We start from the raw sequence: 26096 nt of genomic DNA, 5'->3' as shown, positions 1-26096 counted from the left end.
ACGACTCACTCACTGTTCCCACCTCGGGTTTATGACCTCCGCCGGTGGAGAGTCTCCGTGACACAAAGTACCAAACACGTCGTGGATCGCTTCCTGCGGGCGATGAACGATCACGACCTCGACGAACTGGTCTCGTGTTTCCACGAGGACTATCGGAGCGAAACGCCGGCCCACCCCGAACGATCGTTCACCGGGCGTGCGCAGGTTCGGGCGAACTGGGTACAGCTGTTCGAGACCACCCCCGATCTGGCGGTGCAGTTTCCGCGAACGACGATCGACGGCGACACTGCCTGGATAGAGCTGCGAATGCACGGTACACAGACTGACGAGGAACTGGACGTTCGCGGAGTCGTCATCAAGAGAATCGTCGGAGACCGTATCCAGTGGGGTCGAATCTACTTAGAACCTGTTCAGCAATCCGCAGACGTCACGTGGGAAGCCATCTACGCCGGTCAGGAGGATAGCTGATCGGGTGAGGTTCGCTACTGGAGACAGATCGAACTCGCGAGTGAGGAGATGCTGGTCGCTGTTATCGGTTGGAGAATTGGAACGCGATTCTCGAGCGCTTCGGATCGTGATCGTTACACCGTTTCATAGGGCTGCCGAGAGGGAGATTTGAACTACGCCGAGACGTTCTTGCTCGCTCCCTTCGGTCGCTGCGCGAGCTGCGACTCGTCTCGTTCAAACTCCCTGTGCGAGTTTTCAGCAGCACGAACGGCTCGCTTCGCTCACCGTTTTGTGCTGCTGAAAACGCCGAGAGGGAGATTTGAACTCCCGAGTCCGTGAGGACAGTAGATTTCGAATCTACCGCCTTGGCCGGGCTAGGCTATCTCGGCTCATCTCTACCTACCCGGGAGACGTTTTTACCCGTTTCGATTTTTCTCCCCGAGTGTGACCGACTCTCGTCCCTCGAGAGCGAAATCCATTTGACACGAGCCTGCGACCCGTGAGCTATGAACGGAACTCAGGCAACCGCCGACTGCGAGGCCGTCCTCGAGGCGATCGGCGACGCCGTCATCTGTGATCGCGCCTTTCTCGAGGAGATCCTCCTCGGCGTCGTCGGCCGCGGCCACGTGCTCGTCGAGGACGTACCGGGAACAGGGAAGACGCTGACGGCCCGGACCGTCGCGAGCGCGCTGGGGCTCTCGTTTTCGCGGATCCAGTTCACGCCCGATCTGCTCCCGTCGGACGTCACCGGCACGCACATCTTCAACGAACAGGACCGCGAGTTCGAGTTCTCGGCGGGCCCGATCTTCGCCAACATCGTGCTGGCCGACGAGATCAACCGCGCGCCGCCGAAAACGCAGGCCGCGCTGCTCGAGGCCATGGAGGAGGGTCAGGTTACGGTCGACGGCGAAACGCGCCCGCTCCCGGATCCCTTCTTCGTCATCGCGACCCAGAACCCCGTCGAGCAGGAGGGGACGTTCCCCCTGCCGGAGGCCCAGGTCGATCGCTTCCTCGTCAAGACGGCGATGGGGTATCCCGACGAGGCCGGCGAGGTCGAACTACTCCGCCGCCGCGCGAGTCGCGAGACCGGCAGTCCGTCGGTCGATCCGGTCCTCGAGCCCGAACAAGTCGCGCAGTTGCGACGGGTCCCCGAGACCGTTCGGGTCGACGATGATCTGCTCGAGTACATCGCGACGCTGGCCCGAGAGACCCGAACCGACGGCCGCGTCGAGACTGGCGTCTCCCCGCGTGGAACCCAACGGCTGTTCGAGGCCGCCCGCGCGTACGCCGTCGTCACGGGCCGGGAGTACGTCACTCCAGACGACATCAAGCGCGTCGCGAAGCCGGTGCTGGCGCATCGACTGGTGTTAACGCCCGACGCGACGGTCAACGACGCCGACAAGGGGCGGATCGTCGAGCGCGTCCTCGAGTCGGTGCCGGTGCCGACGATCGACTGAGGGGGTCCCTAAATCTGAACGCGACGACGCCCCGAATCCGACGGCTTCAGTCGAGAATATCGCCGACGCGCCGCGGTTCGCCCTTGAGGTTCGGCTGCTCGGCGACGATCTTGAGCACTTCGTGGTCGGTCACGTCGTAGTAGGACTTCTCCGTGGCCTCTTCGATGAGGTCCTTCTCGAGGCGAAATTCGGTTCCTTCGTAGACGACGTCGACGCCCTCGTCGTCGAACGCAAGTGTAGTCATATGCGAGTGTAGGCGGTGGGGGCCATAAAAGCGAGGCGACTGCATCCGACAGGCGTGAGACGCGCGTCAGACGGACGGCGGACGACGCGCGAGATTTATTACCGGATAACTCCTTTGGCCTGAAACGTGGCATTTAGCAGGGATCCGCTCGACGAACTCGTCGTTCCCGACGGGACGGAAGCCAAGGAAGTCGACCTCGTGACCGACGGAGACGTCCTCGTCGGCGCGCGGTCGACGATCGACTTCGGCGTCCGCGGCCGAAACGTCCTCGCCGGCGAGAGCGTCGAGTTCGGCGGTGCCATCGAAGCCGAGGGCGACTGCCGACTCGACATGTGGTGTGACGTCGCCGAGAACGTGTTAGTCGGACAGGACGCCTACATCGGCGAGCGAGTCCACGTCGCGGGCGAGATGAAAGTCGCCGGCGATCTAGACATCGGCGACGACGTCGAGATCGAGGAGGGGTTCGAAGCCAACGGCTGGATCGTCATCCGCAACCCGATGCCGACGATCGTCCTCCTCTTCGTCTACCTCAAACATCTCCTGCTCGTCGGCGAGGAGGACACCGCCCAGCGGCTCGTCTCCGAACTCGTCGATGAAGAGGGAGACGCCCAACCCGACGTCGAACCGCTCGTGATCCCCCGGAACGCGACCGTCAGCGACGACGCCTGGCGAGTGTCGACGCCCGCGACGATCGGCGACGACTGCCGACTCCACGGCAACGTCCGCGCCGAGACGATCGACGTCGGCACCGACACGACGATATTCGGTAGCCTCCGCGCTCGAGGCGACGTCACCGTCGGCGAGGGAACCCGGATCCACGGCGACCTGACGACTCGCGACGGTGATGTCACGATCGAACCGAACGCTCGCATCCTCGGCGACGTCTCGTGCAACGACCTCGAACTCGGCCCCGAATCCGAAATCGACGGCACGATCAGAGCCGATGGCGAGATCACGATGGAGACGACCGAACGCGATCCCGAGTGAGCACGACCCCGAGTAAGTGCGACCGAATCGTTACCAGTCGGTCGCATCCGTGATCGTCGGTCGGACAGTGCATCCGTCACGTCCGTCGAGAGATCCCTTCTCGTGTAGATTGCCGTGAATTCGATCGCCGTCTCGAGCTAAAAATGTCTCCGGTCGAACGAGTAGCGAGCGGATCGACAGCTTCTCGTGGCGATTTTTACCCCTATTCTTAATACCGATAATTACGATAGGGGTTGACAGGCATGGGAGTGACAATCACACAACCGAAACGGAGGGTGCGATGCGATCGATCGTACTGACGAAAGGGGTCCCGGACTTTTCCGAAGGGGCCGTCTCGTTCGACGAGGACGGCCACCTCGAGCGCGGAAAGACGCCGACGGTGATGAACCCGAACGACAAGTTCGCCGTCCAGGCCGCGCTACAGACACGGGTTCGCCACGGCGGGCACGTCACCGGGATGAGCATGGGACCGCCGGGCTACGCCGACGTGCTGAAAGAAGCCATGGAATCGGTCTACACCGACGACAGCTATCTGCTCTCCGACCGGGAACTCGCCGCGTCGGACACCTGGGCGACGGCGATCACGCTCAGCGCCGGCCTCGAGACCTATCAGGAGGAGGTCGGCGACATCGATATCGTCTTCGCCGGCTTCAAATCGGCCGACGGGGAGACGGGCCAGACCGGTCCTCAGACCGCCTGGGCGATGGACTGGCCGATCGTCACGCACGTCCTCGCGCTCGACATCGATCCCGACGAGCGAGTACTCCGGGCGAAGCGGCTCGTCGAGGGCGATATCGACGAAATCGAGACCGTCGAGGTACCGTTACCGTGTTTCGTCGTCACCGATCCCGAGTTCGAGCCGACCTACCGAAAGGCCTCCCACCGGCTGACCCACAAGCAACTCAGCGCGGAGACCGAAGCGCGCGCTGCCGACCACGAGGCGCACCTGACGACGTGGAATCACGAGGATCTGAACCTCGATCCCGACTACATCGGGCTCGACGGCTCGCCGACGATCGTCTCGTCGGTCGACCCGATTCCCAAAGCCCCCTCGGAGCGGGAGGCGACGATGATCGATCCCGGCGACGAAGGCGAGATGAGCGAGGTGCTCGAGGAGATGCACCCATACGCGACGGGAGCGGGTGATTGAGATGACCGACGTAGACCCCAACGAACACACGGTCGACGAACTGACCGACGAACTCGAGACGATCGACGACGCGGACGAACTCCAGACAATCCTCGAGGCCGAGCGAACCGGACAGGACCGGGCGACGGCCCGCGAAGCCGTCCACAAGCGACTCGAGGCTATCGGCGAACTCGACGCCGATGAGGCGGGAGCGAGCGACGGCGTCGAGGAGGGAACCGAGACCGAAGGCGAGTACGAAGAGACGAAAGAGACGGTTGGCGAGGAGGCCGAGGGCGAGGAAGTCGACGAGGCCGATGAAGCGGTCGAGGACGAGGAGACCGAACCGGACGAAGCCGACGTCGAGGAGGACGACGGCCTCTCACATCCCACGCGCGACAAACGGCACGTTCGAGCCCTCGCGGACGGCGAGTACGCCGACATGTGGGTGTTCTGCGAGACCCAGGGCGGCGAGTTGCTCGACGTCTCGCTCGAGATGCTCGGCAAGGCACGGCGGCTGATGGACCAGTTCACCGACGATTACGACGACGAGGAGCGCGTCGTCGCGTTCCTCATGGGCGACGACTGCGAGGGGCTCGCCGAGGAGTGCATTGCCTACGGCGCGGACGTCGCGGTCTACCACGACGACGACCGCCTCGAGCGATTCCTCCACAAGCCCTACACCGAGATCACGTCCCACATGACCCGCGGAGAGGGGACCGTCGAGAGCACCGACTGGCGCGAGTACGACAAGCCGCGCTATATCCTGTTCCCGGCGACGAACAACGGACGCGACCTCTCGGCGAAGGTACAGGCCGAACTCGACTCGGGGCTCGCCTCCGACTGTTCGGACCTCTACATCGAGGAGAACGAGGTCTCTAACCCGGTCAAGACGGGCGAACCCGGCGTCAAGAAGACCTTCGAGAAGGTCTTGCACATGAAGCGACCCGACTTCTCGGGCTTCGAGTACTCGACGATCCTCTGTCTCGACAACCCCGGACGGGAGTTCCATCCGCAGGGGGCGTCGATCATTCCGGGGAGCTTCGATCCCATCGAACGCGACCCGGACCGCGAGGGGCGCGTGATCGAACACGACATGGACCTCGAGGACGACTGGTTCCGCGTCGAGATCACCGAACACGACCAGCTTGAGGCCGGGATCGACCTCACCGGCCACGAGGTTGTCGTCTGTCTCGGACGCGGGATCGCGGACGACCCCACCGAGGGGATAGAGCTCGGTCTCGATCTGGTCGACGCCTTCGAGGACGCCGAACTCGGCATCACGCGAGGCATCGTCACCTCCTCCTACCAGTTTGATGGTCACGTCGAGGAGTACTCGAAAGAGGAGCGCCAGATCGGCGAGACGGGACAGGTCGTCGCACCCGAACTGTATATCGCCGCTGGGGTGTCGGGTGCCGTCCAGCACAAGGTCGGGATGGACGAGTCGGACACCATCGTCTCGATCAACACGGATACCGACGCGCGGATTCGTGACTTTTCGGATTACTTCGTCGAAGGCGACCTCTTCGAGTTGTTGCCGCGGCTGACGCGGGCGGTCGAATCGGGCGTGATCGAACTCGAGGCGATGGCCGACGGCAGCGGAGGTGACGACTGATGAGCGCCGACACCGACGACACGAGCGAGTACGAGCACTACGAGGCCGTCGTCGTCGGCTGCGGACCCGGCGGGGCCGCGGCCGCGGCACGGCTAGCCGACCACGGCGTCGAGACGCTCGTCTTGGAGCGCGGCACGGAAGCCGGGTCGAAGAACGTCTCCGGCGGACTGATCTACGCCGAGGAGTCGGCCGCCTACACGATCGACGACCTCTTCGACGGCTTCCGCGAGGCGGCCGCAGAACGGCCGGTCACGGACTACCACATCCACAACATCGCGGGGAGCAAGGTCAAGAGCTACGAACTGACGGATCTCCACGAGCACGACACCGACTGGTGTGACGCCGTGCTCCGCCGGCAGATGGACTCCTGGCTCGAGGCCCGCGTCCACGAGAAGACCAGCGAGACGGGCGGCGGCGTGTTGACGGACGTCCGCGTAAACGGGCTCTTACGAGAGAACGGTGAGATCGTCGGCGTCACCTGCGACGAACTCGATCCAATCAAAGCGGACCTGATCGTCGGCGCGGACGGCGTCAACTCCGAACTCGCCCGCGACGCCGGGCTGATGGACTGGGAGGAGCCCGACGAATGGTTCCAGGGCGTCAAGGCTGTCGTCGATATGGATCCGAACGTGGTCAACGATCGTTTCGGGATCGACGACGACGAGGGCGTCGCCCACCTATTCTCGGGCGACCTCTTCGAGGACGTCCGCGGCGGGGGCTTCCTGTATACCAACGCAGACTCGCTGTCGATCGGGACCGTCTTCCACCTCGACAGCCTCGTCGAGGAGCAAGCAGAGCCACACGAACTGCTCGACGCGTTGCTCACCCATCCGCTGTTGGCCCAGTGGCTCCGCGACGACTACGACGAACGCGAGTACTCGGCGAAACTCGTCCCCGACTCCAAAAAGGTCGCCCACCCGGAGCCCTACCAGGACCGACTGGTGCTCGTCGGCGACGCCGCCGGCCAGATGCAGGCCCAGGGGCCGATCATCAAGGGGATGAACCACGCCGTCACCGCCGGCGCGCTCGCGGCCGACGCCTTCGTCGTCACACGCGGCGACGCCAAACCCGAGGCCGCCGGTCGACGGTACGCACAGATGCTCGAGAAGTCCGGAACGATGGATAAACTCCGGCCCCGGCGCTACGAACTCAGCCGGGGCGTCGGCGAGCACGACGCAGTCGAGAGCGCGGTCGATCGAGTGCTCGAGTCCCGAGTCGGTTCGCTAGCCGTCGGCAACCCGATCGCGAACGGCTTGCTGAAGCGAGCCTACAACTCCCCGTTCCTGGTGTCGATGCTGCCCGACACGAGCACGGGCTACGTCACGCTCCCGACGGTCATCGGCGAGCAGCACGGGCGGACCATCCACTGGGGCAGCGAGATCGAACCGCCGACGCTCGAGGAGCGCATCGGCGACCTCACCTACGATACGGACGTCGGGAACCCCCACATCGAACTCAGAGACGAGTCCGCCGAGGCCAGCGGGGCGGCAGTCCACGCCTGTCCGGTCAGCGCCGAGGACTTCGGCGGCGGCTGTTACCGCTCCGAGACGGTGAAGACGAACGGTACGGAGGAGACGCTGGTCAGCCTCGACACCCAGCCCTGCATCGAGTGTGGAACCTGTGCGATCGTCGCGGACACCGAGTGGGAACATCCGCGAGGTGGCAAGGGCGTCGAGTACCGCGAGGGATAGGATGAGTCGCTACGGCCCGCGGATCGCCGCCCTCGAGCGCCGTGCGGAGCGGGATCGGGTTGCCGTTGCGGCCGACGACGGCGATGGCGGGGCCGATCCGGACGACGCCGCCACGTACCTCCGCGAGGGCGCGGGGCAGGCGATCTGGCTCTACGTCGAGGCCCGAACCGGCGGTCGCTTGGTTCCGTTTTCGCCGGCCGAACTCGAGGCCCTGGAGCGAGCGATGAACCAGTGGCTCGAGTGTTACACCCGCTGCTACGGGGTGGCGTTCGACGCCGATTTTACGATCCGAGAGGCGGCGGAACTGCTCGTACAGACGCGAAACGTGGACGATGTTGGGCAGCTGTTGACCGGGACGCCATCACGCGAACAGCGTCGACGCGCCGGCTCTTCGAATCGCCGTTAGTAGATCAGTTCGTCGTCGTTTTCGACCATGTACAGCGTCCGCGCGGCGATGTTGACCGCGTGGTCGCCGACGCGCTCGAGGTCTCGAATCGTCAACAGCAGTCGGGAGACGTCCTGCAGGAGGAGTTCGACCTCCGAGGGGGAGTCGAGTTCGCGCTCGATGAGGTCCCGGACGACGATCTCGCTCGCCCGTTCGGCGAAGTGGTCGAGATCGTCGTCGCGAGAGGCCAACTCCCGGCAGGCCTCGGTGTCCTCGACGTCGTAGGCGACCATCGCGTCCTCGACCATCTCGAGGGTGAGATCGCCCATCTCCTGGACGTCGACGTCGGGAAAGAGGTTCTCCTCGGCGTCTAAGGTGTACTCCCCGAGGTTGACCGCGAGGTCGGCGATTCGCTCTAAGTCGGTGATGATCTTGAACGAGGCGGCGATGAACCGGAGATCGCTCGCGACCGGTTGCTGCAGGGCCAGCAGATCGATACAGTCCTGCTCGAGATCGAGATACATCCGGTTGATCTCGCCGTCCCCTTGAATCACTTCGCGAGCGATCGAGTTGTCTTTCTGTTCCAGCGCGTCGAGTCCCATCCGAAGTCGTTCCATGACGACTTCGCTCATGTAGAGGATATCCTCGCGGAGTTCCACGAGTTTCTCCTGATACGATTGTCGAGCCATGATTCACGCACCTTTCCGGGCGAAGATATAGCTTGCGCTCACTGTGACGGCGATCGCGGTCTCGAGTAGCCGGACGGAGTTCCGTGGCGGGTATGAGAGACGGCCGGACGGGGACGGAACCCGGAGAGCGGAGACCATCGCCAACGTTGCTCGATTGGAAAACACTATACGAACGTCATCCAAACACCAGAAATAGAGTACGTTCGATGGCAAACAGCATTATAATACCAACAGACGGGAGCGAGTACGCTGAAAAAGCAGCCGAAGTCGGATTTGATTTTGCCGAAAAACTCGATGCGACGGTCCACGCGCTCGCCGTCGGCGATGTGAATATCTCTGAGATTTCGTCGATCGGCGGTGCACCGCCCCAGAGTAAACAGGACGTCACCGACGTCGCCGCCGAGTGGGCCGACAGCCTCGCGGCAGCGGCCGAAGAACGCGGCCTCGAGACGGAGACCGTCGTCAAAACCGGCGTCCCCGCGGAAGAGATCGCAGCGTACGCGGCGGAACTCGACGCCGAGATGATCGTGATCGGAACGGCCGGACGGACCGGGCTAGAAAAACGGATTCTCGGCAGCGTCACCGACAAAGTCGTGCGGACGGCACCCGTCCCGGTCGTGACGGTTCGGCCGGACGGAAGCATCGACGCGGCCTGAGCGGCTGTCGCGATCGCTCCAGCGCTGTCGGTTGGACCGCTGTCGTCGCCGCACCCATCCGAACGACGGTTGCCTGAGCACCGGGATCATCTCGAGTCCGGCGATGGGCCTTTGAGACCGCGACCCGTACGATCTCGAAACCGATGGGGAATCGGAGCGAACGGGAGACCGGCGGCCGACCCGACGAGCGCCGCTACGGCGAGGCTGGGAGGAGCTACGGCGACAAACGCTGCGTCGGGACGGTGACGCCTGTACGCGCTGTGGAGCCGACGATCGGACGCTACAGGCCCATCACATTGACCCCCGCTCTGCGGGCGGACCGGACGACCTCGAGAACCTGCTCACGATCTGTCGTCCCTGCCACGGCGTGATCCACCAGTCCAACGGCGCGTTCGACGACGTTCGCGACGATGCGCCGCTCTTTCCCGACCGCACTGCGCCCGCTCCCGTCGCTCGGATGCGGACCCCGGACGATCGATGCTGTAGCCGGTGTGGAGCCCAGCACGACGACCCGACGGACCTCGTCGCCTGAACCGACGTCCCGACGGCGGCAGACGGGCGGGAGACCGACCACCTGATCCTCGTCCTGTCGCTGTGACCGCCCCAACGGGTGCTCCCGCGGGCCCGCCTTCGGTTTGCAGCGGGTGACCGCATCCCACCGGTCGCGCGAAATCCAGCGACTGCCGGATCGCCACTCACTACGTTCATCACGCTCTCGGTAGTCCGTAGAGGTGTGCTTGGTAATAACACGCTATTACCGAGGCGATGCCCGTTCGTCGCGAACCGAACGGGGGAGAAATCATGGCAACAACCACAACAGACGACGACGTGGCGATCGAGGAGTTCTCGGAGACGCTTCGAGGGGAGCTACTCCGGCCCGCCGATCCGGCGTTCGACGACGCGCGGACGATTTTCAACGCGATGATCGATAAGCATCCAGAGCTGATCGTCCGGTGTGCGAACGTCGCGGACGTGATCGCGGCGGTGACGTTCGGCCGCGAACGCGGGCTCGAGACGGCGATTCGAAGCGGCGGTCACAGCGGCCCGGGGCTGTCGCTCGTCGACGACGGACTGGTCATCGACCTCTCCGAGATGACCGGCATCCGAGTCGATCCCGACGCAGAGACTGTCCGAGTTGAACCGGGCTGTACCTGGGGTGATATCGATCACGCAACCCACGCCTTCGGGCTGGCAACCGTCAGCGGAGTCATCTCGACGACCGGCGTCGGCGGGCTGACTCTCGGCGGCGGCCACGGCTACCTGAGTCGCAAGTACGGACTGGCCATCGATAATCTCGTGAGCGCGGACGTCGTGCTGGCCGACGGCCGACTGGTTCACGCCAGCGAGGACGAGAACGCCGACCTGTTCTGGGCACTACGCGGCGGCGGCGGCAACTTCGGCGTCGTCACCGCGTTCGAGTTCCAGTTGCATCCCGTCGACACGGTGGTCGCCGGACCGATGTTCTGGTCGATCGAAGAGCTCGAGACGACCATGCGCTGGTATCGCGAGTGGCTGCCGGAGGCACCGGAGGACGTCTACGCCTTCTACCTCACCGCCGAGGTGCCGGGTGATCCCTTCCCGGAGGAGATCCACGGCGAGAAGGTCTGCGGGCTACTGTGGTGTTACGCGGGACCCGAAGAGCGGGCGGCAGACGCGATCCAACCGGCCCGCGACGTCGCCGAACCGCTGTTCGAACACGTGGGACCGATGCCCTATCCGACGCTACAGAGCATGTTCGACGAACTCTACGCACCGGGTGACCAGTGGTACTGGAAGGGGGATTTCGTGTCGGAGTTGACCGATGACGCCATCGCGGAACACCGGCGTTTCGGAGAGGTGCCGACCCCCAAGTCGACGATGCACCTCTACCCGATCGACGGGGCCGTCCACCGCGTGGATGCAGACGAAACGGCCTGGAGCCATCGCGACGCCACCTGGTCGATGGTCATCGTCGGCGTCGATCCGGATCCCGCCGAACGTGATCGGCTCGCCGAGTGGGCTCGCGACTACTGGGAGGCGTTGCACCCGCACTCGGCCGGCGCGTCGTACATCAACTTCATGATGGACGAAGGCGAGGATCGGATTCGAGCTACCTACGGGGACAACTACGACCGGTTGCAGGAAGTCAAATCGAGGTACGACCCCGACAACTTCTTCCGGGTCAACCAGAACATCGAGCCGGCAACGTGATCGCCGGCGAAGGAGCCCGAACGATCGCTCTCGAGGCGGACGCGAAACTGACCGACAAAAGCAGTGAACCAACGGATTGCCGGCCCGAATTCGATTCCGCCGACTATCCGAACTTGCCGGTGATGTAGTCCTCGACCCGATCGCTCTCGGGGTTCTCGAAGATCTTGTTCGTGTCGTCGAACTCGACGAGGTGGCCGCCGGTGAGGAAGACGGCCGTTTTGTCGGAGATACGGGCCGCCTGCTGCATGTTGTGGGTGACGATGACGACCGTGTACTCCTCGGCGAGCTCCTCGACCAAGTCCTCGATCTTCGAGGTGGCGACGGGGTCCAGCGCCGATGCCGGCTCGTCCATCAGGATGACCTCGGGGTCGGGAGCGATGGCGCGAGCGATGCAGAGTCGCTGTTGCTGGCCGCCGGAGAGGTCGAGCCCGCTCGAGTCGAGTTGGTCTTCGACTTCCTCGAGCAGCGCCGCACGCTCGAGTGCGGTTCGGACCTGTTCATCGACGTCGTCGTCGTCTTTGCCCTGAACGCGCAGCCCGTAGGCAACGTTGTCGAAGATGCTCTTTGGGAAGGGGTTCGGCTTCTGAAAAACCATGCCGATCTTGCGCCGGAGGGCGACGGGGTCGACGTCGTCGTCGTAGACGTTCTTGCCGTGGAAGTAGAGGTCGCCCTCGACGCGGGCAACGTCGATGAGGTCGTTCATTCGGTTGATCGAGCGCAGGAAAGTCGATTTTCCACAGCCCGACGGACCGATGAGTGCGGTCACCTTCTTTTCGGGAATGTCCATATCGATCCCCTGAAGCGCCTGATCGTCGCCGTAGAAGACGTCGAGGTTTCGGGATTCGATGACGGCATCGTCAACGCGCGGGGTGCCGAGCGGCGCGTTGTCGGTCATCGATGCGTCCGACCGAGCGCCGTCGGATTCTGCCGTCGATACGGTTCTGGGGCCGCCGCCATTCGCGGTCATATGAGGTGGTTGATTCTTGGGACTCACGCAGTTACTTGTTCCGGAATGTGCTTCGCGGGCGATACCACGCGGTACTCGCTCGAGCCGGGCCGACGAACTGGCCCGATGGACTGACGGTGAGATCTACTGGACCGCCCGACCGGCCTACTCGGTCGACTGGCTGGCCCGACGGTTCGGGTTCGATCAGCCAGTCTCTCGAATCGTCCGACTCGAGGCACCGTTGTCATCAGTCGATACCATCAGCCGACAGAATAAATAGTGTACTATGACTCCTCTATTCGACTGCTGTTTCCCCTATATTAGTATGTAGAGATATATAGCGAACTATAGTTCCAGTACGGACGCGGCCAGCCCTGGCCATGGAGGCCCAGAACGGTGAGACGATAGCGACGGGATCGTGTTACGTCCGCTCCTCGCCGTCAGCGTTTGCTGTCGAGTCCGGCGCGCGAGCGAACTCGAGGACGACGGTTGCGCCGTCGGCTATCGAAGTTGGGTTCGACGTGCCGGACGGGATCAGTAGCCGTCCGTCGTACTGGCTCACGATCCAGTCGACCAGCCAGAGGCCGATGCCGCCGGTGTGGCTGACCTGTGAGATCTTTCGATTGCCGGTGATGACGGCGGCCTCTTCCGCCGGAATGCCGGGCCCGTCGTCGGCGACCAGAATCCGGACGACGTCGTCGTCCGTCTCGACGGTGACGTCGACGGTCGGCGACGGTCCGGCGTGCTCGGCGATGTTCGCGAGCAGTTCGTCGATTGCGACGGCGACCTCCGGTCCGCAGACGGCGACGGCTCGATCCGGAATCCTCACGGTCAGGTTCGGCTTTGCGTCGTCCGCCCCCGACAGTCCGAACTGAACGATGCGCTCGTGAACGACGGCCGCGAGATCGATCCGCGGCGACTCCTCGCCGACCGGATCGAGCAATTTCTCGGTCATCCGCGCCCGGTCGGCCAACGTGAGCAGTTCACCCGTCACCAGCCGGATCTCTCGGGCGGATTCCCGCTCGGGACCGTCCAGTCGGTCCTCGAGGTCGCTGGCCCGGCCGGCGATCACGTTGAGCGAGTTCCGGAGGTTATGTCGCAGGATTCGGTTGAGGACCAGCAGCATCTGCTCGCGCCGGGCCAGTGCGGTTCCGAGTCGCTCGAGCGCGTCGTCGATACGCCGCCACTCGGTAGCCCCCTCGAACGACGGGCCGGCGTCGTACTGCCGACGTTCCAGGGCTCTGACCCGGTCGGCGAACTGCCCGATTCGACGGATCTTCGAGCGGTACACCCAGCCGCCGAAGACGACGATCGAGCCGAGCAGCGCGACGCCGGAGACGGCCTGAAAGACCGCGAGCCGGTTGATTCGCTCGTCGACCGCCGCCCGGTCACGGTGGGCCGTGACCGTCCAGTCGACGGTCTCGAGGTCGGCGCTATGGGCGACGGTCTCGTCGAATCGATCGGCCGTCGAGTACAGCGCCCGGGTTTCCGTCTCGACCGTGACGGCTTCTCGCTCGTCGTCACCGTTTAGCCCGTCGAACAGCCCGGTCGCCTCGAGCTGCGAGGCGCCATTGAGCGAGCCGACGATCTCGCCGTCGACGACGATCGGCGCGCTGATCACGACGACCGTGTTGCCGGTCTGTGCCCGAAACGGGTCGCTGACGTGTTGCTCGCCGGCGAGCGCGCGCTGGACGTACGTGCGATCGCTGAAGTCGTCACCGACGATCTCCTCGGATTCGAAGCCGGGCGAGGTCGTCTCGAACGACTGCACCCGTCCGTCTTCGTCGACTACCGAGGCGCCGTCGAACGCCGTCGACGCGACGAATCGCTCGAGCGCCTCGTCCTGTCGATCCGCCCCGTGAGCCGCGAGGTCGGGATTGATCCCACCGACGGCGACGGTTCGTCGCTGCTCCTCGAGGCGGTCATCGAGGATCGACGCCGAGAGCGCTGCTCGGTCGGCGACCGACGTGTTCGCCTGCTCCTCGACGTCGGTCCGGTGGGCGTCGAACGTCACGACGAGTACCGCTCCTGCGACGAGGACGACGACGAGAAAGACGATACCGAACCGATACACGAGCCTCATACGAGCATGTCTCGATACACCGTACAGAAAACGAGCGCATTATTCTTGTGGCCATACCCTTAATTCACTGTCACGTGTTTCAGGTACAAACGCGTTCGACCGAGCCGAAACCGAGCGAAAAACGCGACGGACCGGTTGACCGATACGGATCGGCCGGCGTGATGGTGCTTGCTACCGTCGATCGTACTTGTTCCGGATGAAGACCGCTGTGGCGTTCATCAACAACAGGACCGTCAAGAGGACGACGATCCCGGCGGCCGTGACGTGTTGGTACTCCGCTTCGGGGAGCGTCGCCCACTCGAAGATCTGCATGGGCATGGCACTGAATGCGCCGGTGAGACTGTACGGCGGCCGAAACATCGCCGTCGCCGCGCCGACCATCAGGATCGGTGCCGTCTCCCCGATAGCTCGAGACAGCGAGAGAATGATCCCCGTCATGATGCCGGGCAGCGCCTCGGGGAGGACGACGTTGCGAATCGTCTGCCACTTCGTCGCCCCCGTTCCGTACGATGCCTGACGCATCGAGTCCGGAACGGCCCGGAGCGCCTCCTGTGCCGACACGATGACGATCGGCAGAATGAGGAGCGTCAGCGTCAGTGCACCCGCGATGAGGCTGCTGCCCATCTGCAGTGCGCGAGCGAACATCGCCAACCCGAGCAGTCCGTAGACGATCGACGGAACGCCCGCGAGGTTCGAGATGTTCGCCTCGATGAACTTCGTCAGCCGGTTGTCGGGTGCGTACTCCTCGAGATAGATCGCCGCGCCGACGCCGAGGAGCAGCGTGAAGACGGCGGTGAGTGCGATCAGGTAGATCGAGCCGATGAGCGCGGGGTAGATCCCGCCCGGCCCGGTCTCGAGATCGCCGTAATTCGCCGGGTTGTAGTTCTCGATGAGGTTCGATGGGGGATAGGTCAAGAACTCGAGCGTGAGCCAGCCCCAGGCCTCCATGATGACGTCGGCGAGCAGGGCGATCAGCGCGACGACGCCGACCATCGTCGCGGCGATACAGGCGCCGAGGAACACCTTGCCGTACAGGCGCTTTCGTCGCACCGACGAGCCGTCGAACTCGAACTCGGTGGGGTCGGTTCCGGAGTCGACTGAATCGGTTTCTGCGCTCATTGGTACTCCTCCTGATAGCGGGCGCGGACCCACATGCTGAAGACGTTCATCGAGAACGTCATGACGAACAGCGTCAGCCCGACGGCGAACAGGCTCTGGTAGCCGATCGAGCCGACTGAGACGTCACCCGTTCCGATCTGTACCATGTAGGACGTCATCGTCTGAATCGGTTCGAACGGATTCGTCGTGATCTGAGGTAACATCCCCGCGGCGAGCGCGACGATCATCGTCTCGCCGATCGCCCGCGAAATCGCGAGAATGTAGGCCGCGATGATCCCGGAGATCGAGGCGGGAAAGACAACCTGCGTCGACACCTCGAACCGCGTTGCACCGAGTCCGTAGGCCGCCTGTCGGAGTTCGTCGGGCACCGAACTCATCGCGTCCTCGGAGAGCGAAGAGACCATCGGGATGATCATGATGCCGACGGCGATCGCAGCGCCGACGGCGTTGAACGTCCCCGTATCGGGGTAGAACTGCTGGATGATCGGCGTAATGAGCGAGAGCGCGAAGAAGCCGTAGACGATGGTCGGAATCCCGGCGAGGATCTCGAGGGTGGGTTTCACCGTCTTTCGCACCCGCGGATCGGCGTACTCGGAGAGATAGATCGCCGTCAGCGTGCCAACCGGCAACGCGACCAGCGCCGAGATGGCGGTGATCAACAGCGTTCCGTACACCAGGGGTAGCACGCCGTAACTGGTGGGTTGAATCCGCGGCGACCAGTTGGTTCCGGTGAAGAACTCGAGGAACGAGACCTCGGTGAAGAAGTCGATCGAACCCTCGATGAGGATGAGGATAATCGCGGCGGTCGTCACCACCGAGAGGAACGCGCAGGCGAAAAAGACGTATCGGGCGACCCGATCGCCGAGCGTTCCGACGTCGTTACTATCGCGCGAGAGGTCGATGTGGTCTTGACTCATGCGAACTCCTCGATTCTGTCTTCCAACTTCTCCCGTTGCGACGCGATCGTCTCGTCAGCAACGGCGTAGTAACCGACCTCCCTCGCCGTCTCCTGTGTGTTCTCGAGATAGAAGCGGGCGAACTCGCGGACCTCCTCGCGCCGGAGTTCCTGCAGTCGGATGTAGATGAACATCGGTCGCGACAGGGGCGTGTACTCGTTGCTCTCGATCGACTCTTCAGTCGGTGTGACGCAGCCGTTGCCGTCGTCTACGGCGATCAGTTTCAGATCGTCCTCGTTCTCGTAGTAGTAGCCGGCGCCGCCGAAGCCGACCGCGTGCTCGTCACCTCGAACGCCGCGAACGATCACGTTGGTGTCCGGCGTTCCGGTATAATCCGATCTGATGTTTCCCGCCTCGCCGTTGATCGCCTCGGTGAAGTAGTCGAAGGTACCCGACGCGGAGTCCCGCCCGAACAGGTCGACCTCCTCGTCGGGCCAGTCCGAATCGAGATCGCTCCAGGTTTCGACGTCCGATCCAGACTGCCACAGCTGATTCAGTTCGTCGACGGTGAGACAGTCACACCAGTCGTTAGCCGGATTCGCGAAAATCGCGAGTCCGTCCATAACGACCTCGAGTTCGAGCCAGTCGATACCGTTTGCCGAACACTGATCTTCTTCCTCCGACGTAATCTCCCGGCTGGCGTCCTGAATGACGGTTTCGCCGGCGCAGAACCGCTGGAAGCCGGCGCCCGTCCCGGAGCCTCGAACCGGGATTCGAACGCGGTTGTTTTCCCACATGAACCGTTCTGCGACCGCGGCACTGTTCGGTAGTAGCGTGTCGCTCCCGTCGATGATGATCTCCCCTTCGAGGCCGCTGTCCTCGCCTCGAACGAGACAGCCAGACAACCCCGTCAGACCAGCACCGGCGGTACCGAGCAGAACGCGACGGCGAGAAACTGTGCCGTCTGTACCAGACCTCGGCTCGTTACCCATCAGTGAACTCTATAGGAGAATCTATCTAAATACCCTACTATGTTATCTATATATCTCTATGTTAGGCACAGCGTCTCAGTGACAGTGCCCCCGTCATTTGTCTCCACGGCTCCTGCCGCAGCTACGGTATCGATCGCGTCTGTCGCCACGGTTTGGCCTCTATAGAGGAAGGTGGATTTATAGGTACCGGCTCGAAAGCGCGGCGTATGGAGACGCGCAAAGTGCAGGTGACGGGCGGATCGACGTACACCGTCTCATTGCCGAAATCTTGGGCGACGGAAAACGGCGTCGGCGCCGGAACGACCGTCGAGTTCTACCCCGAGAACGACTCGCTACTGTTGACGCCCCAGAGCGAAACCGATCGCCAGAAAGGGACGCTCGACATTTCGGATCTCGAGGGCGAACGACTCACCCGGGCCGTCATGACGATGTACGTCAGCGGCTTCGACATCATCCGACTCGAGGCAAGCCGGATTACGACCGACCAGCGCAGTGCGATCCGGAGCGCGACACAGAGTCTCGTCGGGGTCGAAGTGTTAGAGGAGACGACCGACAGCGTCGTCATTCAGGACCTGCTCGACTCCGCGGAGCTCTCGATCGTCAACGCCGTGAGCCGAATGCGCCTGATCGCCCGGTCGATGCTCGAGGACGCCGTCACCGCGCTCGTGGAGAACGACGACGACATCGCACAGGACGTCATCGAGCGCGACGACGACGTCGACCGGCTCTGGCTCGTCGTCTCCCGGATCTTCCGCGCCACGCTGCGTTCGCCCCGCGCCGCGGAGGAACTCGGCGTCCCCCGCGAGGACTGCTTCGACTACCACTCGAGTGCGCGCCAACTCGAGCGGGTGGCCGACCACGCGGCCAAAATCTCCAATCTCGCGTTCAAACTCGCGGAGATCCCCGAAGCCGTCGCCGACGCGCTCATCGAACTCCACGGGGACGCCTCGGACATTCTCGAGAAGGCGATGGACGCGCTGGTCGCCGAGGAGACCGGGGAGGCGACGCGGCTGGGCCACGCCGCCCTGGAGTCCGTCCTCGAGATCGACGAACACACCCGAACGATCGACGATATGCTGCGCGAGTTAGATCCCGTCCAGGCCCAGTCGCTCGGGCTGATCGTCGACTCGCTGTCCCGAAGCGCCGACTACGGCGGTAACATCGCGGAGACGGCGCTGCAGAAGGCCGCGCCGCGGCCCTGAGGTCGGATCGCCGTCGCGCCGTCGTCGATCGCCGTTCCTATCGCCGCTCAAGACAGTCCACCGAGCGGTGTGCGAGAATTATATTCGGGACGGCCGAGAACGACGACAGGATGGAGTATACTAGCCTCGGCGACACGGGACTGGAGGTATCGCGACTCTGCCTCGGCTGTATGAACTTCGGAACCGAACAGCCCTGGATGGTCCACAATCGCGAGCAGTCTCACGCGGTGATCGAGCGCGCGCTCGACCTCGGGATCAATTTCTTCGACACCGCCAACGTCTACTCGGGCGGCGAGAGCGAGGAAATCCTCGGCGAGGCGCTCGCCGAAGCCGACCGCGATCGGTCGGAACTCGCCGTAGCGACGAAGGTGTACGGTCCGATGCACGAGGGGCCGAACGGTCAGGGGCTCTCTCGCAAGCACGTCCTCGAGCAAGCCGAGGCGAGTCTCGATCGACTTGGACTCGAGTACGTCGATCTGTACCAGATCCACCGCTGGGACGACGAGACGCCGATTACGGAGACGCTGTCCGCGCTCGACCGGCTCGTCGAGGCGGGGAAGGTCCGCTACGTCGGCGCGAGCACGATGCCGGCCTGGAAGTTCGCGAAGGCGCTCTACGAAGCCGACGTCGACAACGACGAGCGATTCGTCTCGATGCAATGCGAGTACAACCTCGTCGACCGTCACGAGGAGGCCAACGTGTTGCCGCTCTGTGCGGATCAGGGGATCGGCGTCCTTCCGTGGTCGCCGCTGGCGGGCGGATTCCTGACCGGGAAGTACGACCGCGACGAGGTGCCGGCGGACGGCCGCGCCGCGACGGACGACTTTATGGCGAAGCGATTCGCCGACGAAAACTGGGACGTCCTCGAGGTCGTCCGCAACCTCGCCGATTCCAAGGGCGTGAGCCCGGCACAGCTCTCGCTCGCGTGGCTGCTCCACAAGCCGGTCGTCGACGCACCGATCATCGGTCCGCGGACGATCGATCACCTCGAGGACAGCGTCGGCGCGCTCGAGGTCGATCTCACGGACGACGAGATCGACCGGTTAGAAGCACCGCTGACGCCGGTCTGGAACCCCGCTATCGGGGACGTCTGATCGGGGGCCGGCGGCGGGTCGCAGAGAGCGAAGCCACTCGCGGTCGAACGGATCGGACGAGTCTCGTCCGTCGCCGGACGAATCGAGAATCGAGGCGTTACTCGAGAAGAACGGCGTTGACCTGGCCGGTCTGGCCGGGTCGGGACGTGACGCGGGCCTGTCCTTCCGAGGTGTCGATCACGGCGCCCTTCGTGATGATGTTTCGGCGGACGTAGTTCGGGTTGGCGTCGTTCTCGACGACGTCTTCGATGTCGGCCGAGACGGTCTCGTCGCCCTTGTTGACGCTCGCGACGTTCGTTGCGAGTGCGCGCGTCTTCGTCCCGTTGCCGCGGACGTCGACGGTTCGGAATCGCTGTTCGCCGACCTGCGTCTCGGTCGGCAGGCGGCCGAGTTCGTCCTTCCGGCGTTTGCGGACGTTCTTCAGTCGGCCACCGGTTCGCTTGCGCGTAGAGTTGCCCTGATCTTGCATACCTGCAAACAATCTCGGCGGATATTTATATGCAACGGGATGGACGCCGGCGATGAACGACGGCCGTGCGCCGCGCTCACACGGTGTCGCGGTGCTCTTGATCGACTTCGTCGCGCTCGAGTCGGACTCACTCGTCCCCGACCAGACAGTACGCGTGGCCCGGAACCTCGGTCGTCTCCTCGTTTTCGTCGTCCGTCGAGACGACGGCCCGTTCCGCGTAGTAGATTCGACCGTCGACGGGGACGGGCGCGCTGCTGACGCGACCCCGGTTCTCGACCCGCCAGTTCCGGTCGCCCGTCTCCTTGTCGAGCGCGTAGAGGTGCGAATCGTACGAGCCGGCGAGCACCGTCTCGGCGGTGACCGTCAGCGCGCCGATGACGCGGCCACCGACGTCCGCCGACCAGATCTCCTCGCCGGACGCGGCGTCCAGTGCGTAGACGGAGCCGTCGTCGCTTCCCATGTAGACGATATCCGCGTCGACGTCGACCGCCGGGTTCGACATGATCGATCGGCCCGTCTCGAACGCCCACTCCTGAGAGCCGTCCTCGAGATCGAGGCAGTAGAAGGTATTGTCCCAACTGCCGAAATAGCCGTAGCCGTCGTGGGCCGCGAGCGTCCCCTTGATCTCGGCGCCTGCACGGAACGCGCCACCCTCGCGTTCATCGCCGTCGGCCTCGGCCTGAAACTCCCAGGCGAACTCGAGGGAGGGGTACTCCCAGCAGTAGAGGACGCCGTCGTTCGAGCCGGCGAGGAGCCGCCCGGCCTCGAGGTCGATCGTGGGCGAGGGATGGGGCTGGCCCCACATGCGGTCGTCCTTCCAGGTCGGCTCGCCGGTGTTTGGGTCGATCTCCCAGAGCGTCCCCGTGGAGGGCGAGCCGTACTCGGAGACGACGTACAGCGAGCCGTCGTGGTAGGCGGGACTCGAGCCGATCGCGAGCGCGTCGTCGAGATCCGCGGATCGGGTCCGCCAGACGATCTCGCCGCTCCCGACGTCCAGCGCGTAGAGGTCGCCGTCGTAGCCGCCGATGTAGGCGGTGTCGCCGACGATGGCCGCCGAGCCGTGAAAGCCGAGGTCCGTCGCGCCCGTCCGGGTCGACCAGCGCAGTTCGCCCCCCGGCGTGTAGCCGTAGATCCAGCCCGTATCGCCCGCGAAGACGATCGTCTCCCCGTCGGGGGTCGGAACCGGACTCGACTTGGCCGCCGTGTGCTCGACGTAGTTGAGCGGGAATTCCCAGTTGACGGCCACCGAGTCTGGGACGGTTTCGTCGGGATAGTACCCCAGTCGACGCAGCCCGCCGTGGAACAGCGAGACAGCCTCGGAGCCCTCGAGGCGGGCCTCCAGCGTCGTCGGTAGCTCGACACAGCCGGCGAGTCCCGTCGCCGCGGCCACGCCGCCTGCGGCGAGTAGTCGCCGTCGGGAGCAGCCGGTAGCACGGTCTCGATCGATCTCCGATACGGGGGAGTTGTTCGGACGTTGCATTCGGGTTCTACTGACACTCGGTATCCGCGACAGCTAAAGCGCGGTGATCGATCGCTGCTCGCTCACGGGTCACGTGCGTTCCCCGTTCGCCTCTTCGCGGTTCTCGCTCACTTCGTCGGCTCACGGTGCCCGTCGGTCACCGTTCGCTTTGCCGCGGTTCTCGCTCACTCCGTCCGCTCCGAACCGCGTCCGCTCCGAACCGCGTCCGCTCCGAACCGCGCTACTCACGGGCGCACAGCGCCCGTTCGTTGTTCCGAGGCGCTCTCTTCGATCGCGCCTCGTTACTCCTGCTGTGCGTCGACGACCGCCACACCCGCCAGATTGACGATATCCTTGACCTCGTCGCCCCGCTGGAGGACGTGGACCGGCTCGTCCATGCCGACCAGCATCGGCCCGATGGCGTCCGCGCCGCCGAGGCGCTGGAGCAGTTTGTAGCCGATGTTGCCCGACTCGAGGTTCGGGAAGACCAGCACGTTCGCGGGCTCGTTCAGATCCGAGAAGCCGTAGGTGCCCTCGAGGATATCCTCGACGACGGCCGTGTCGGCCTGCATCTCCCCGTCGACGGGGAAGTCGACTTCGGGGTCGTCCTGGAGCATCGCGGCCGCCTTGCGGGGCTTGCGGGTGCCCTCGTTGTCGACGCTGCCGAAGTTCGAGTACGAGAGGAGCGCGGCGCGCGGTTCGATGTTGAACCGGCGGGCGAGTTTGCCCGTCTGCTTGGTGACCTCGGCGAGGACGTCCTCGTTGGGTGCTTGATTGACCGTCGCGTCGGCGACGAAGATCACGCGGTTCTTGAACGTGAGCAGGTAGACGCCGGCGGCGTAGTCGACGTCCTCGTCGGTCCCGATGACCTGCAACGGCGGACGCAGGGCGGAGGGGTAGTGGTGAGAGAGTCCGGTCAGGAGCGCGTCGGCGTCGCCCTGTTCGACCATCACGCTGCCGAAGTAGTTCGAATCGCGCTCGATCAGTTCGCCGGCCTCGCTTCGCGTGATCCCCTTCCGCGCGCGGAGTTCGTGCAGCCGTTCGGCGTACGCCTCGTAGTCGCCGACCGAGGGGTCTGCAACTTGCGGATCGTAGTCCAGCCCGAGGTTCGCCGCAGTCTGGCGAATCTCGCCCTCGTCCCCGATCAGGATCGGCAGGGCGATCCCCTGCTCCTGGATCTGATACGCGGCGCGAATCATCTTCTCGTTCTCGCCCTCCGCGAGCGCGACCGTCTTGGGGTCGCTCTTGGCCTTGTTGAGCACGACGCGCATCATCTCCCGTGATTTACCGAGGCGGGCCTCGAGTTCCTCCTCGTAGGCCTCGAGGTCGATCTCGGTCCGTGCGGCCCCGGACTCCATCGCGGCTTCGGCGATCGATGGAGCCACGCGAAAGAGCACTCGGGGATCGACCGGTTTCGGGATGATGTAGTTCGGGCCGTACTGGATCGGCTCGTCCCCGTAGGCCTTGACGACCGCGTCGGGAACGTCCTGCCGCGCGAGGTCGGCCAGCGCCTCGGCGCAGGCGACTTTCATCTCCTCGTTGATCTCGGTCGCGCGCACGTCGAGCGCGCCGCGGAAGATGAACGGGAAGCCGAGGACGTTATTGACCTGATTCGGGTAGTCCGAGCGCCCGGTCGCCATGATGACGGTGTCGTCGCGGGCCCCCTTGGCCTCCTCGTAGCCGATCTCGGGGTCGGGGTTGGCCATCGCGAAGACGATCGGATTGTCGCCCATCGACTGCACCATCTCTTGCGAGACGATGCCGCCGATCGAGAGGCCGACGAAGACGTCCGCACCGTCCATCGCGTCCGCGAGGTCGCCGTCGGGGACGTCGCGAGCGAACTGCCGCTTGTACTCGTTGACATCGTCCGCCTCGGCACGTTCGGCGGTGATGATCCCCGAGGAGTCACACATGGTGATGTTTTCTTTCTGAACGCCGAGCGAGACGTAGAATCGGGCCGTCGCGATCGCGCTCGCGCCGGCACCCGAGAACGTGATCTCGAGGTCTTCAAGATCCTTTCCGGCGATGTCCGCGGCGTTGAGCAGCGCTGCGCCGGAGATGATCGCCGTCCCGTGCTGATCGTCGTGGAAGACCGGAATGTCGATCTCCTCGCGCAGGCGCTCCTCGATGGTGAAACAGCCCGGCGCTTTGATATCCTCGAGATTGACGCCGCCGAACGTCGGCTCCATCATTTTGACGGCCTCGACGATCTTGTTGGGGTCGGCCTCGTCGAGTTCGATGTCGAAGACGTCGATGTCGGCGAAGCGCTTGAACAGAACGCCTTTCCCCTCCATGACCGGCTTCGAGGCCTGCGCGCCGATGTCGCCGAGGCCGAGAACTGCGGAGCCGTTCGAGACGACGCCGACGAGGTTCCCCTTGGCCGTGTAGGTGTACGCCTCGTTCTCGTCCGCGTCGATCTCCAGACACGGTGCGGCGACGCCGGGCGAGTACGCCAGCGAGAGGTCACGCTGCGTGTTCGTCGGCTTCGTGGTCGAAATTTCGATCTTTCCAGGCGGATCGGTTCGGTGGTACTCCAGTGAATCCTCGTCTAATCCCATATCGGGGACACTGCGGGCGACTACTAAAAACAATGCGAAGGGGAGGTACGACAGTCGTCGAAACACACCCGATTGGTCTCTCCTCTCGCATCGCGTCGTTCCCCGATTCGACCGTTTTATACGCACCGCTCGAGTGAGGTGGGGTATGGACGTCGCGCTTGGTGGGACGTTCGACCCCGTCCACGATGGCCATCGTCGGCTGTTCGAACGGGCGTTCGAACTCGGTGACGTGACCGTGGGACTGACGAGCGACGAACTCGCGCCGAAGACACGAAACGTCGAGCGACGGGTCAGAGCGTTCGACGAGCGAAAAGCGGCGCTCGAGGACGAACTCGAATCGATCGGCGACGAACACGATCGCGAGTTCGAAATTCGACGCCTCGACGGACCGACCGGCATCGCGACCGAACCCCAGTTCGACTATCTGGTCGTCTCGCCCGAAACCAAAGACGGCGGCGAGCGGATCAACGAAATCCGACGTGAACGAGGCCACGACCCACTCGAGGTCGTCGTCGTTCCGCACCTGCGTGCCGACGACGGCGATATCATCTCGAGTACGCGAATCGTTATGGGCGAAATCGACGAACACGGAAACGTCCTCGAGGGCGCGGAGAGCGAGGCGGACCGCTCCGAGTGAGTCGGAAAAATTCCCCCATCGTCTGCGATGTAGGTGACCGTTCACCGCTGTTGTACTCGATTTCGGCTGCGTATCGTCTACTTACAGCGTCTCAGTGTGACACTGTCCTCCTGAAACGGTCGAAACGGTGGCTTAGATCGACCTACCACCGCGGTGGCTCGAGACCCGCCGTCTCGAGTAACTCCTTCCAGCGGGATTGAATCGAGAGTCGCGAGACGTCCGCGGCGTCGGCGACGGCCCCTTGCGTTCGGCCGTCGCCCGCAACGAGCGATCCGGCGTAGACGCTTGCGGCGAGAACCGCCCGCTTCGACCGGTCTTCATCGGGAACGTCAGCCAGGAAGAGATCTACCGCACACGACCGAGCATCAGTCGAGAGCTCCAGCCGGTCCGCGACGCACTCGAGTTCCTCGAGCCACTGTTCGTATTCGATACGATCCCGAGCGCTGTGCATACGAGGGGATATCGGTGCATCGCGGATAAAGCTACGGAATAGGCGTGTCAAAAGTGGAGTATATCCGTGGTCCTCGAGACGTACACTCGACGAAACGATCGGCCAATACGGTGCTGTCCCGGACAATGTTCAGCTACGAACGAGTAGGTGAGCTGGCCGTTCACTGTCAGTTTCACTAGGATACAACTACTAAACCGTCGCTGTCCCGCCATTCCAATAGACGCTCGTCGACCGGGTACGATCCGCGGCTGCGTCTCGTCTATGAAAGAGCCAACCTGCAAGCTCGTCTGCACCGGGTGCGGTTTAGAAATGCCGTACCGGGATCGATCGCTGGCCGAACAAGCGGCGGAACTCCATCAACTCCGGGACTCGGAGCACGTGACGTTTATCGTCCCGCCGGACTGGTCACCCGAGGAGCCGGTGACACACCCGTAATACGTATCGACAGTTTCTTACTGAGTTCGTGGATAGCTGAGAGTGCGCGCGGGTAGCCAAGCCAGGCCAACGGCGCAGCGCTTAGGACGCTGTCCCGTAGGGGTCCGCCGGTTCGAATCCGGTCCCGCGCACTGAACGATTTTTCGAGCGGACTTCTCGTGAGCGTAGCGAACGAGAGCACGGAAGAGCGAAGCTCTTCCGAAGCGAGAAAACGAGTGAAGGAGCAGGACCGGATTCGCGGCCCAGAGGACGAGCAACGCGAAGTCCT

Annotated in this window: 23 protein-coding genes, 2 tRNA genes and 1 pseudogene; 14 read left to right on the top strand and 12 right to left on the bottom strand. The window is 63.9% G+C overall.

Annotation, left to right across the window (positions count from 1 at the left end; genetic code table 11):
* The first annotated feature begins 57 nt into the window (after window positions 1–57).
* Window positions 58–468 (top strand): nuclear transport factor 2 family protein, encoded by a 411-nt coding sequence (locus tag ACSFC5_RS06145; protein ID WP_440764360.1) that lies wholly within the window; start codon window positions 58–60, stop codon window positions 466–468.
* 283 nt (window positions 469–751) lie between these two features.
* Here the strand turns inward: ACSFC5_RS06145 and ACSFC5_RS06140 are convergent.
* Window positions 752–836, bottom strand: a tRNA-Ser gene (locus ACSFC5_RS06140).
* A 117-nt stretch (window positions 837–953) separates the two neighbouring features.
* Between ACSFC5_RS06140 and ACSFC5_RS06135 the strand changes: the two genes are divergently transcribed.
* Entirely contained in the window at window positions 954–1904 is a 951-nt protein-coding gene (locus ACSFC5_RS06135) for an AAA family ATPase (protein ID WP_440764359.1), read from the top strand.
* A 46-nt stretch (window positions 1905–1950) separates the two neighbouring features.
* On the opposite strand, the gene ACSFC5_RS06130 is transcribed toward ACSFC5_RS06135, so the two are convergent.
* Complete coding sequence (locus ACSFC5_RS06130) at window positions 1951–2148, bottom strand: DUF5800 family protein (protein WP_440764358.1); 198 nt, start codon at window positions 2146–2148, stop codon at window positions 1951–1953.
* Between the two features lie 126 nt (window positions 2149–2274).
* Here ACSFC5_RS06130 and ACSFC5_RS06125 point away from each other — a divergent pair, with 126 nt between their 5' ends.
* From ACSFC5_RS06125 to ACSFC5_RS06105, 5 genes are all read left to right on the top strand, one after another.
* A complete protein-coding gene (locus ACSFC5_RS06125; RefSeq protein ID WP_440764357.1) occupies window positions 2275–3135 on the top strand; it encodes a polymer-forming cytoskeletal protein in 861 nt (286 codons plus the stop codon).
* Window positions 3136–3415: 280 nt separating this feature from the next.
* Complete coding sequence (locus ACSFC5_RS06120) at window positions 3416–4285, top strand: electron transfer flavoprotein subunit beta/FixA family protein (RefSeq protein WP_440764356.1); 870 nt, start codon at window positions 3416–3418, stop codon at window positions 4283–4285.
* 1 nt (window position 4286) lies between these two features.
* A complete protein-coding gene (locus ACSFC5_RS06115; RefSeq protein WP_440764355.1) occupies window positions 4287–5876 on the top strand; it encodes an electron transfer flavoprotein subunit alpha/FixB family protein in 1590 nt (529 codons plus the stop codon).
* Window positions 5876–7567, top strand: a complete 1692-nt coding sequence (locus ACSFC5_RS06110; RefSeq protein ID WP_440764354.1) for an FAD-dependent monooxygenase — start codon at window positions 5876–5878, stop codon at window positions 7565–7567. The genes ACSFC5_RS06115 and ACSFC5_RS06110 overlap by 1 nt, the downstream gene beginning before the upstream one ends.
* Before the next feature lies 1 nt (window position 7568).
* On the top strand, window positions 7569–7973 hold the full coding sequence (locus ACSFC5_RS06105; RefSeq protein WP_440764353.1) for a DUF8055 family protein: 405 nt from the start codon (window positions 7569–7571) through the stop codon (window positions 7971–7973).
* Here ACSFC5_RS06105 and phoU read toward each other — a convergent pair.
* Window positions 7970–8641, bottom strand: coding sequence for a phosphate signaling complex protein PhoU (gene phoU / locus ACSFC5_RS06100; protein WP_440764352.1), 672 nt, complete (start codon window positions 8639–8641; stop codon window positions 7970–7972). The two genes, ACSFC5_RS06105 and phoU, sit on opposite strands and share 4 nt — an antisense overlap.
* A gap of 206 nt (window positions 8642–8847) precedes the next feature.
* On the opposite strand from phoU, the gene ACSFC5_RS06095 reads away from it, so the two are divergent.
* From ACSFC5_RS06095 to ACSFC5_RS06085, 3 genes and pseudogenes are all read left to right on the top strand, one after another.
* Window positions 8848–9297 (top strand): universal stress protein, encoded by a 450-nt coding sequence (locus ACSFC5_RS06095; RefSeq protein WP_440764351.1) that lies wholly within the window; start codon window positions 8848–8850, stop codon window positions 9295–9297.
* A gap of 143 nt (window positions 9298–9440) precedes the next feature.
* Window positions 9441–9826, top strand: a pseudogene (locus ACSFC5_RS06090) (HNH endonuclease); the annotation flags it as partial.
* 272 nt (window positions 9827–10098) lie between these two features.
* Window positions 10099–11487, top strand: coding sequence for an FAD-binding oxidoreductase (locus ACSFC5_RS06085; protein ID WP_440764350.1), 1389 nt, complete (start codon window positions 10099–10101; stop codon window positions 11485–11487).
* A gap of 103 nt (window positions 11488–11590) precedes the next feature.
* Here ACSFC5_RS06085 and pstB read toward each other — a convergent pair whose 3' ends face one another.
* The 5 genes from pstB to ACSFC5_RS06060 all read right to left on the bottom strand — a co-directional run bounded on the left by pstB (window position 11591) and on the right by ACSFC5_RS06060 (window position 17523).
* Window positions 11591–12454: a phosphate ABC transporter ATP-binding protein PstB gene (gene pstB, locus ACSFC5_RS06080; protein ID WP_440764349.1), complete on the bottom strand. Its 864-nt coding sequence runs from the start codon at window positions 12452–12454 to the stop codon at window positions 11591–11593.
* A 400-nt stretch (window positions 12455–12854) separates the two neighbouring features.
* Window positions 12855–14516, bottom strand: a complete 1662-nt coding sequence (locus ACSFC5_RS06075; protein ID WP_440764348.1) for a sensor histidine kinase — start codon at window positions 14514–14516, stop codon at window positions 12855–12857.
* A 171-nt stretch (window positions 14517–14687) separates the two neighbouring features.
* Window positions 14688–15635 (bottom strand): phosphate ABC transporter permease PstA, encoded by a 948-nt coding sequence (pstA, locus tag ACSFC5_RS06070; RefSeq protein ID WP_440764347.1) that lies wholly within the window; start codon window positions 15633–15635, stop codon window positions 14688–14690.
* Window positions 15632–16552 carry a phosphate ABC transporter permease subunit PstC gene (pstC, locus tag ACSFC5_RS06065; protein ID WP_440764346.1) on the bottom strand — a complete coding sequence of 307 codons (921 nt, stop codon included), beginning with the start codon at window positions 16550–16552 and terminating at the stop codon, window positions 15632–15634. The genes pstA and pstC overlap by 4 nt, the downstream gene beginning before the upstream one ends.
* The gene (locus ACSFC5_RS06060) at window positions 16549–17523 is read right to left on the bottom strand and encodes a PstS family phosphate ABC transporter substrate-binding protein (RefSeq protein WP_440764345.1); all 975 of its coding nucleotides are present in this window, start codon (window positions 17521–17523) and stop codon (window positions 16549–16551) included. The genes pstC and ACSFC5_RS06060 overlap by 4 nt, the downstream gene beginning before the upstream one ends.
* Window positions 17524–17729: 206 nt before the next feature.
* Here ACSFC5_RS06060 and ACSFC5_RS06055 point away from each other — a divergent pair, with 206 nt between their 5' ends.
* Window positions 17730–18725, top strand: coding sequence for a PhoU domain-containing protein (locus tag ACSFC5_RS06055; protein ID WP_440764344.1), 996 nt, complete (start codon window positions 17730–17732; stop codon window positions 18723–18725).
* A 110-nt stretch (window positions 18726–18835) separates the two neighbouring features.
* Window positions 18836–19819 carry an aldo/keto reductase gene (locus tag ACSFC5_RS06050; RefSeq protein WP_440764343.1) on the top strand — a complete coding sequence of 328 codons (984 nt, stop codon included), beginning with the start codon at window positions 18836–18838 and terminating at the stop codon, window positions 19817–19819.
* Window positions 19820–19916: 97 nt separating this feature from the next.
* Here the strand turns inward: ACSFC5_RS06050 and ACSFC5_RS06045 are convergent, their stop codons facing one another.
* The 3 genes from ACSFC5_RS06045 to ACSFC5_RS06035 form a co-directional block, all read right to left on the bottom strand.
* Window positions 19917–20288, bottom strand: a complete 372-nt coding sequence (locus ACSFC5_RS06045) for a 30S ribosomal protein S8e (protein ID WP_440764342.1) — start codon at window positions 20286–20288, stop codon at window positions 19917–19919.
* Between the two features lie 127 nt (window positions 20289–20415).
* Complete coding sequence (locus ACSFC5_RS06040; protein WP_440764341.1) at window positions 20416–21768, bottom strand: outer membrane protein assembly factor BamB family protein; 1353 nt, start codon at window positions 21766–21768, stop codon at window positions 20416–20418.
* 281 nt (window positions 21769–22049) lie between these two features.
* A complete protein-coding gene (locus ACSFC5_RS06035) occupies window positions 22050–24305 on the bottom strand; it encodes an NADP-dependent malic enzyme (protein WP_440764340.1) in 2256 nt (751 codons plus the stop codon).
* A gap of 145 nt (window positions 24306–24450) precedes the next feature.
* Here ACSFC5_RS06035 and ACSFC5_RS06030 point away from each other — a divergent pair, with 145 nt between their 5' ends.
* The gene (locus ACSFC5_RS06030) at window positions 24451–24942 is read left to right on the top strand and encodes a phosphopantetheine adenylyltransferase (protein WP_440764339.1); all 492 of its coding nucleotides are present in this window, start codon (window positions 24451–24453) and stop codon (window positions 24940–24942) included.
* Window positions 24943–25084: 142 nt separating this feature from the next.
* On the opposite strand, the gene ACSFC5_RS06025 is transcribed toward ACSFC5_RS06030, so the two are convergent.
* Complete coding sequence (locus tag ACSFC5_RS06025; RefSeq protein WP_440764338.1) at window positions 25085–25393, bottom strand: transcription initiation factor IIB family protein; 309 nt, start codon at window positions 25391–25393, stop codon at window positions 25085–25087.
* A 481-nt stretch (window positions 25394–25874) separates the two neighbouring features.
* Between ACSFC5_RS06025 and ACSFC5_RS06020 the strand changes: the two genes are divergently transcribed.
* Window positions 25875–25959 (top strand) — tRNA-Leu (locus tag ACSFC5_RS06020).
* Window positions 25960–26096: the final 137 nt, after the last annotated feature.

The sequence above is a fragment of the Natronorubrum marinum genome, from assembly GCF_052040125.1.
Taxonomy (GTDB): domain Archaea; phylum Halobacteriota; class Halobacteria; order Halobacteriales; family Natrialbaceae; genus Natronorubrum.
The sequence above is the reverse complement of the archived record's forward strand: the minus strand, read 5'-3'. Positions and strand labels throughout refer to the sequence as shown.

Coding starts and splice junctions, on each gene's coding strand:
- ACSFC5_RS06135 (WP_440764359.1), top strand. CDS start 954: ATGAACGGAACTCAGGCAACCGCCGACTGCGAGGCCGTCCTCGAGGCG.
- ACSFC5_RS06030 (WP_440764339.1), top strand. CDS start 24,451: ATGGACGTCGCGCTTGGTGGGACGTTCGACCCCGTCCACGATGGCCAT.
- pstA (WP_440764347.1), bottom strand. CDS start 15,635: ATGAGCGCAGAAACCGATTCAGTCGACTCCGGAACCGACCCCACCGAG.
- ACSFC5_RS06095 (WP_440764351.1), top strand. CDS start 8,848: ATGGCAAACAGCATTATAATACCAACAGACGGGAGCGAGTACGCTGAA.
- ACSFC5_RS06085 (WP_440764350.1), top strand. CDS start 10,099: ATGGCAACAACCACAACAGACGACGACGTGGCGATCGAGGAGTTCTCG.
- ACSFC5_RS06105 (WP_440764353.1), top strand. CDS start 7,569: ATGAGTCGCTACGGCCCGCGGATCGCCGCCCTCGAGCGCCGTGCGGAG.
- pstC (WP_440764346.1), bottom strand. CDS start 16,552: ATGAGTCAAGACCACATCGACCTCTCGCGCGATAGTAACGACGTCGGA.
- ACSFC5_RS06110 (WP_440764354.1), top strand. CDS start 5,876: ATGAGCGCCGACACCGACGACACGAGCGAGTACGAGCACTACGAGGCC.
- ACSFC5_RS06075 (WP_440764348.1), bottom strand. CDS start 14,516: ATGAGGCTCGTGTATCGGTTCGGTATCGTCTTTCTCGTCGTCGTCCTC.
- ACSFC5_RS06035 (WP_440764340.1), bottom strand. CDS start 24,305: ATGGGATTAGACGAGGATTCACTGGAGTACCACCGAACCGATCCGCCT.
- ACSFC5_RS06060 (WP_440764345.1), bottom strand. CDS start 17,523: ATGGGTAACGAGCCGAGGTCTGGTACAGACGGCACAGTTTCTCGCCGT.
- ACSFC5_RS06120 (WP_440764356.1), top strand. CDS start 3,416: ATGCGATCGATCGTACTGACGAAAGGGGTCCCGGACTTTTCCGAAGGG.
- ACSFC5_RS06025 (WP_440764338.1), bottom strand. CDS start 25,393: ATGCACAGCGCTCGGGATCGTATCGAATACGAACAGTGGCTCGAGGAA.
- phoU (WP_440764352.1), bottom strand. CDS start 8,641: ATGGCTCGACAATCGTATCAGGAGAAACTCGTGGAACTCCGCGAGGAT.
- ACSFC5_RS06115 (WP_440764355.1), top strand. CDS start 4,287: ATGACCGACGTAGACCCCAACGAACACACGGTCGACGAACTGACCGAC.
- ACSFC5_RS06130 (WP_440764358.1), bottom strand. CDS start 2,148: ATGACTACACTTGCGTTCGACGACGAGGGCGTCGACGTCGTCTACGAA.
- ACSFC5_RS06050 (WP_440764343.1), top strand. CDS start 18,836: ATGGAGTATACTAGCCTCGGCGACACGGGACTGGAGGTATCGCGACTC.
- ACSFC5_RS06040 (WP_440764341.1), bottom strand. CDS start 21,768: ATGCAACGTCCGAACAACTCCCCCGTATCGGAGATCGATCGAGACCGT.
- ACSFC5_RS06045 (WP_440764342.1), bottom strand. CDS start 20,288: ATGCAAGATCAGGGCAACTCTACGCGCAAGCGAACCGGTGGCCGACTG.
- pstB (WP_440764349.1), bottom strand. CDS start 12,454: ATGACCGCGAATGGCGGCGGCCCCAGAACCGTATCGACGGCAGAATCC.
- ACSFC5_RS06055 (WP_440764344.1), top strand. CDS start 17,730: ATGGAGACGCGCAAAGTGCAGGTGACGGGCGGATCGACGTACACCGTC.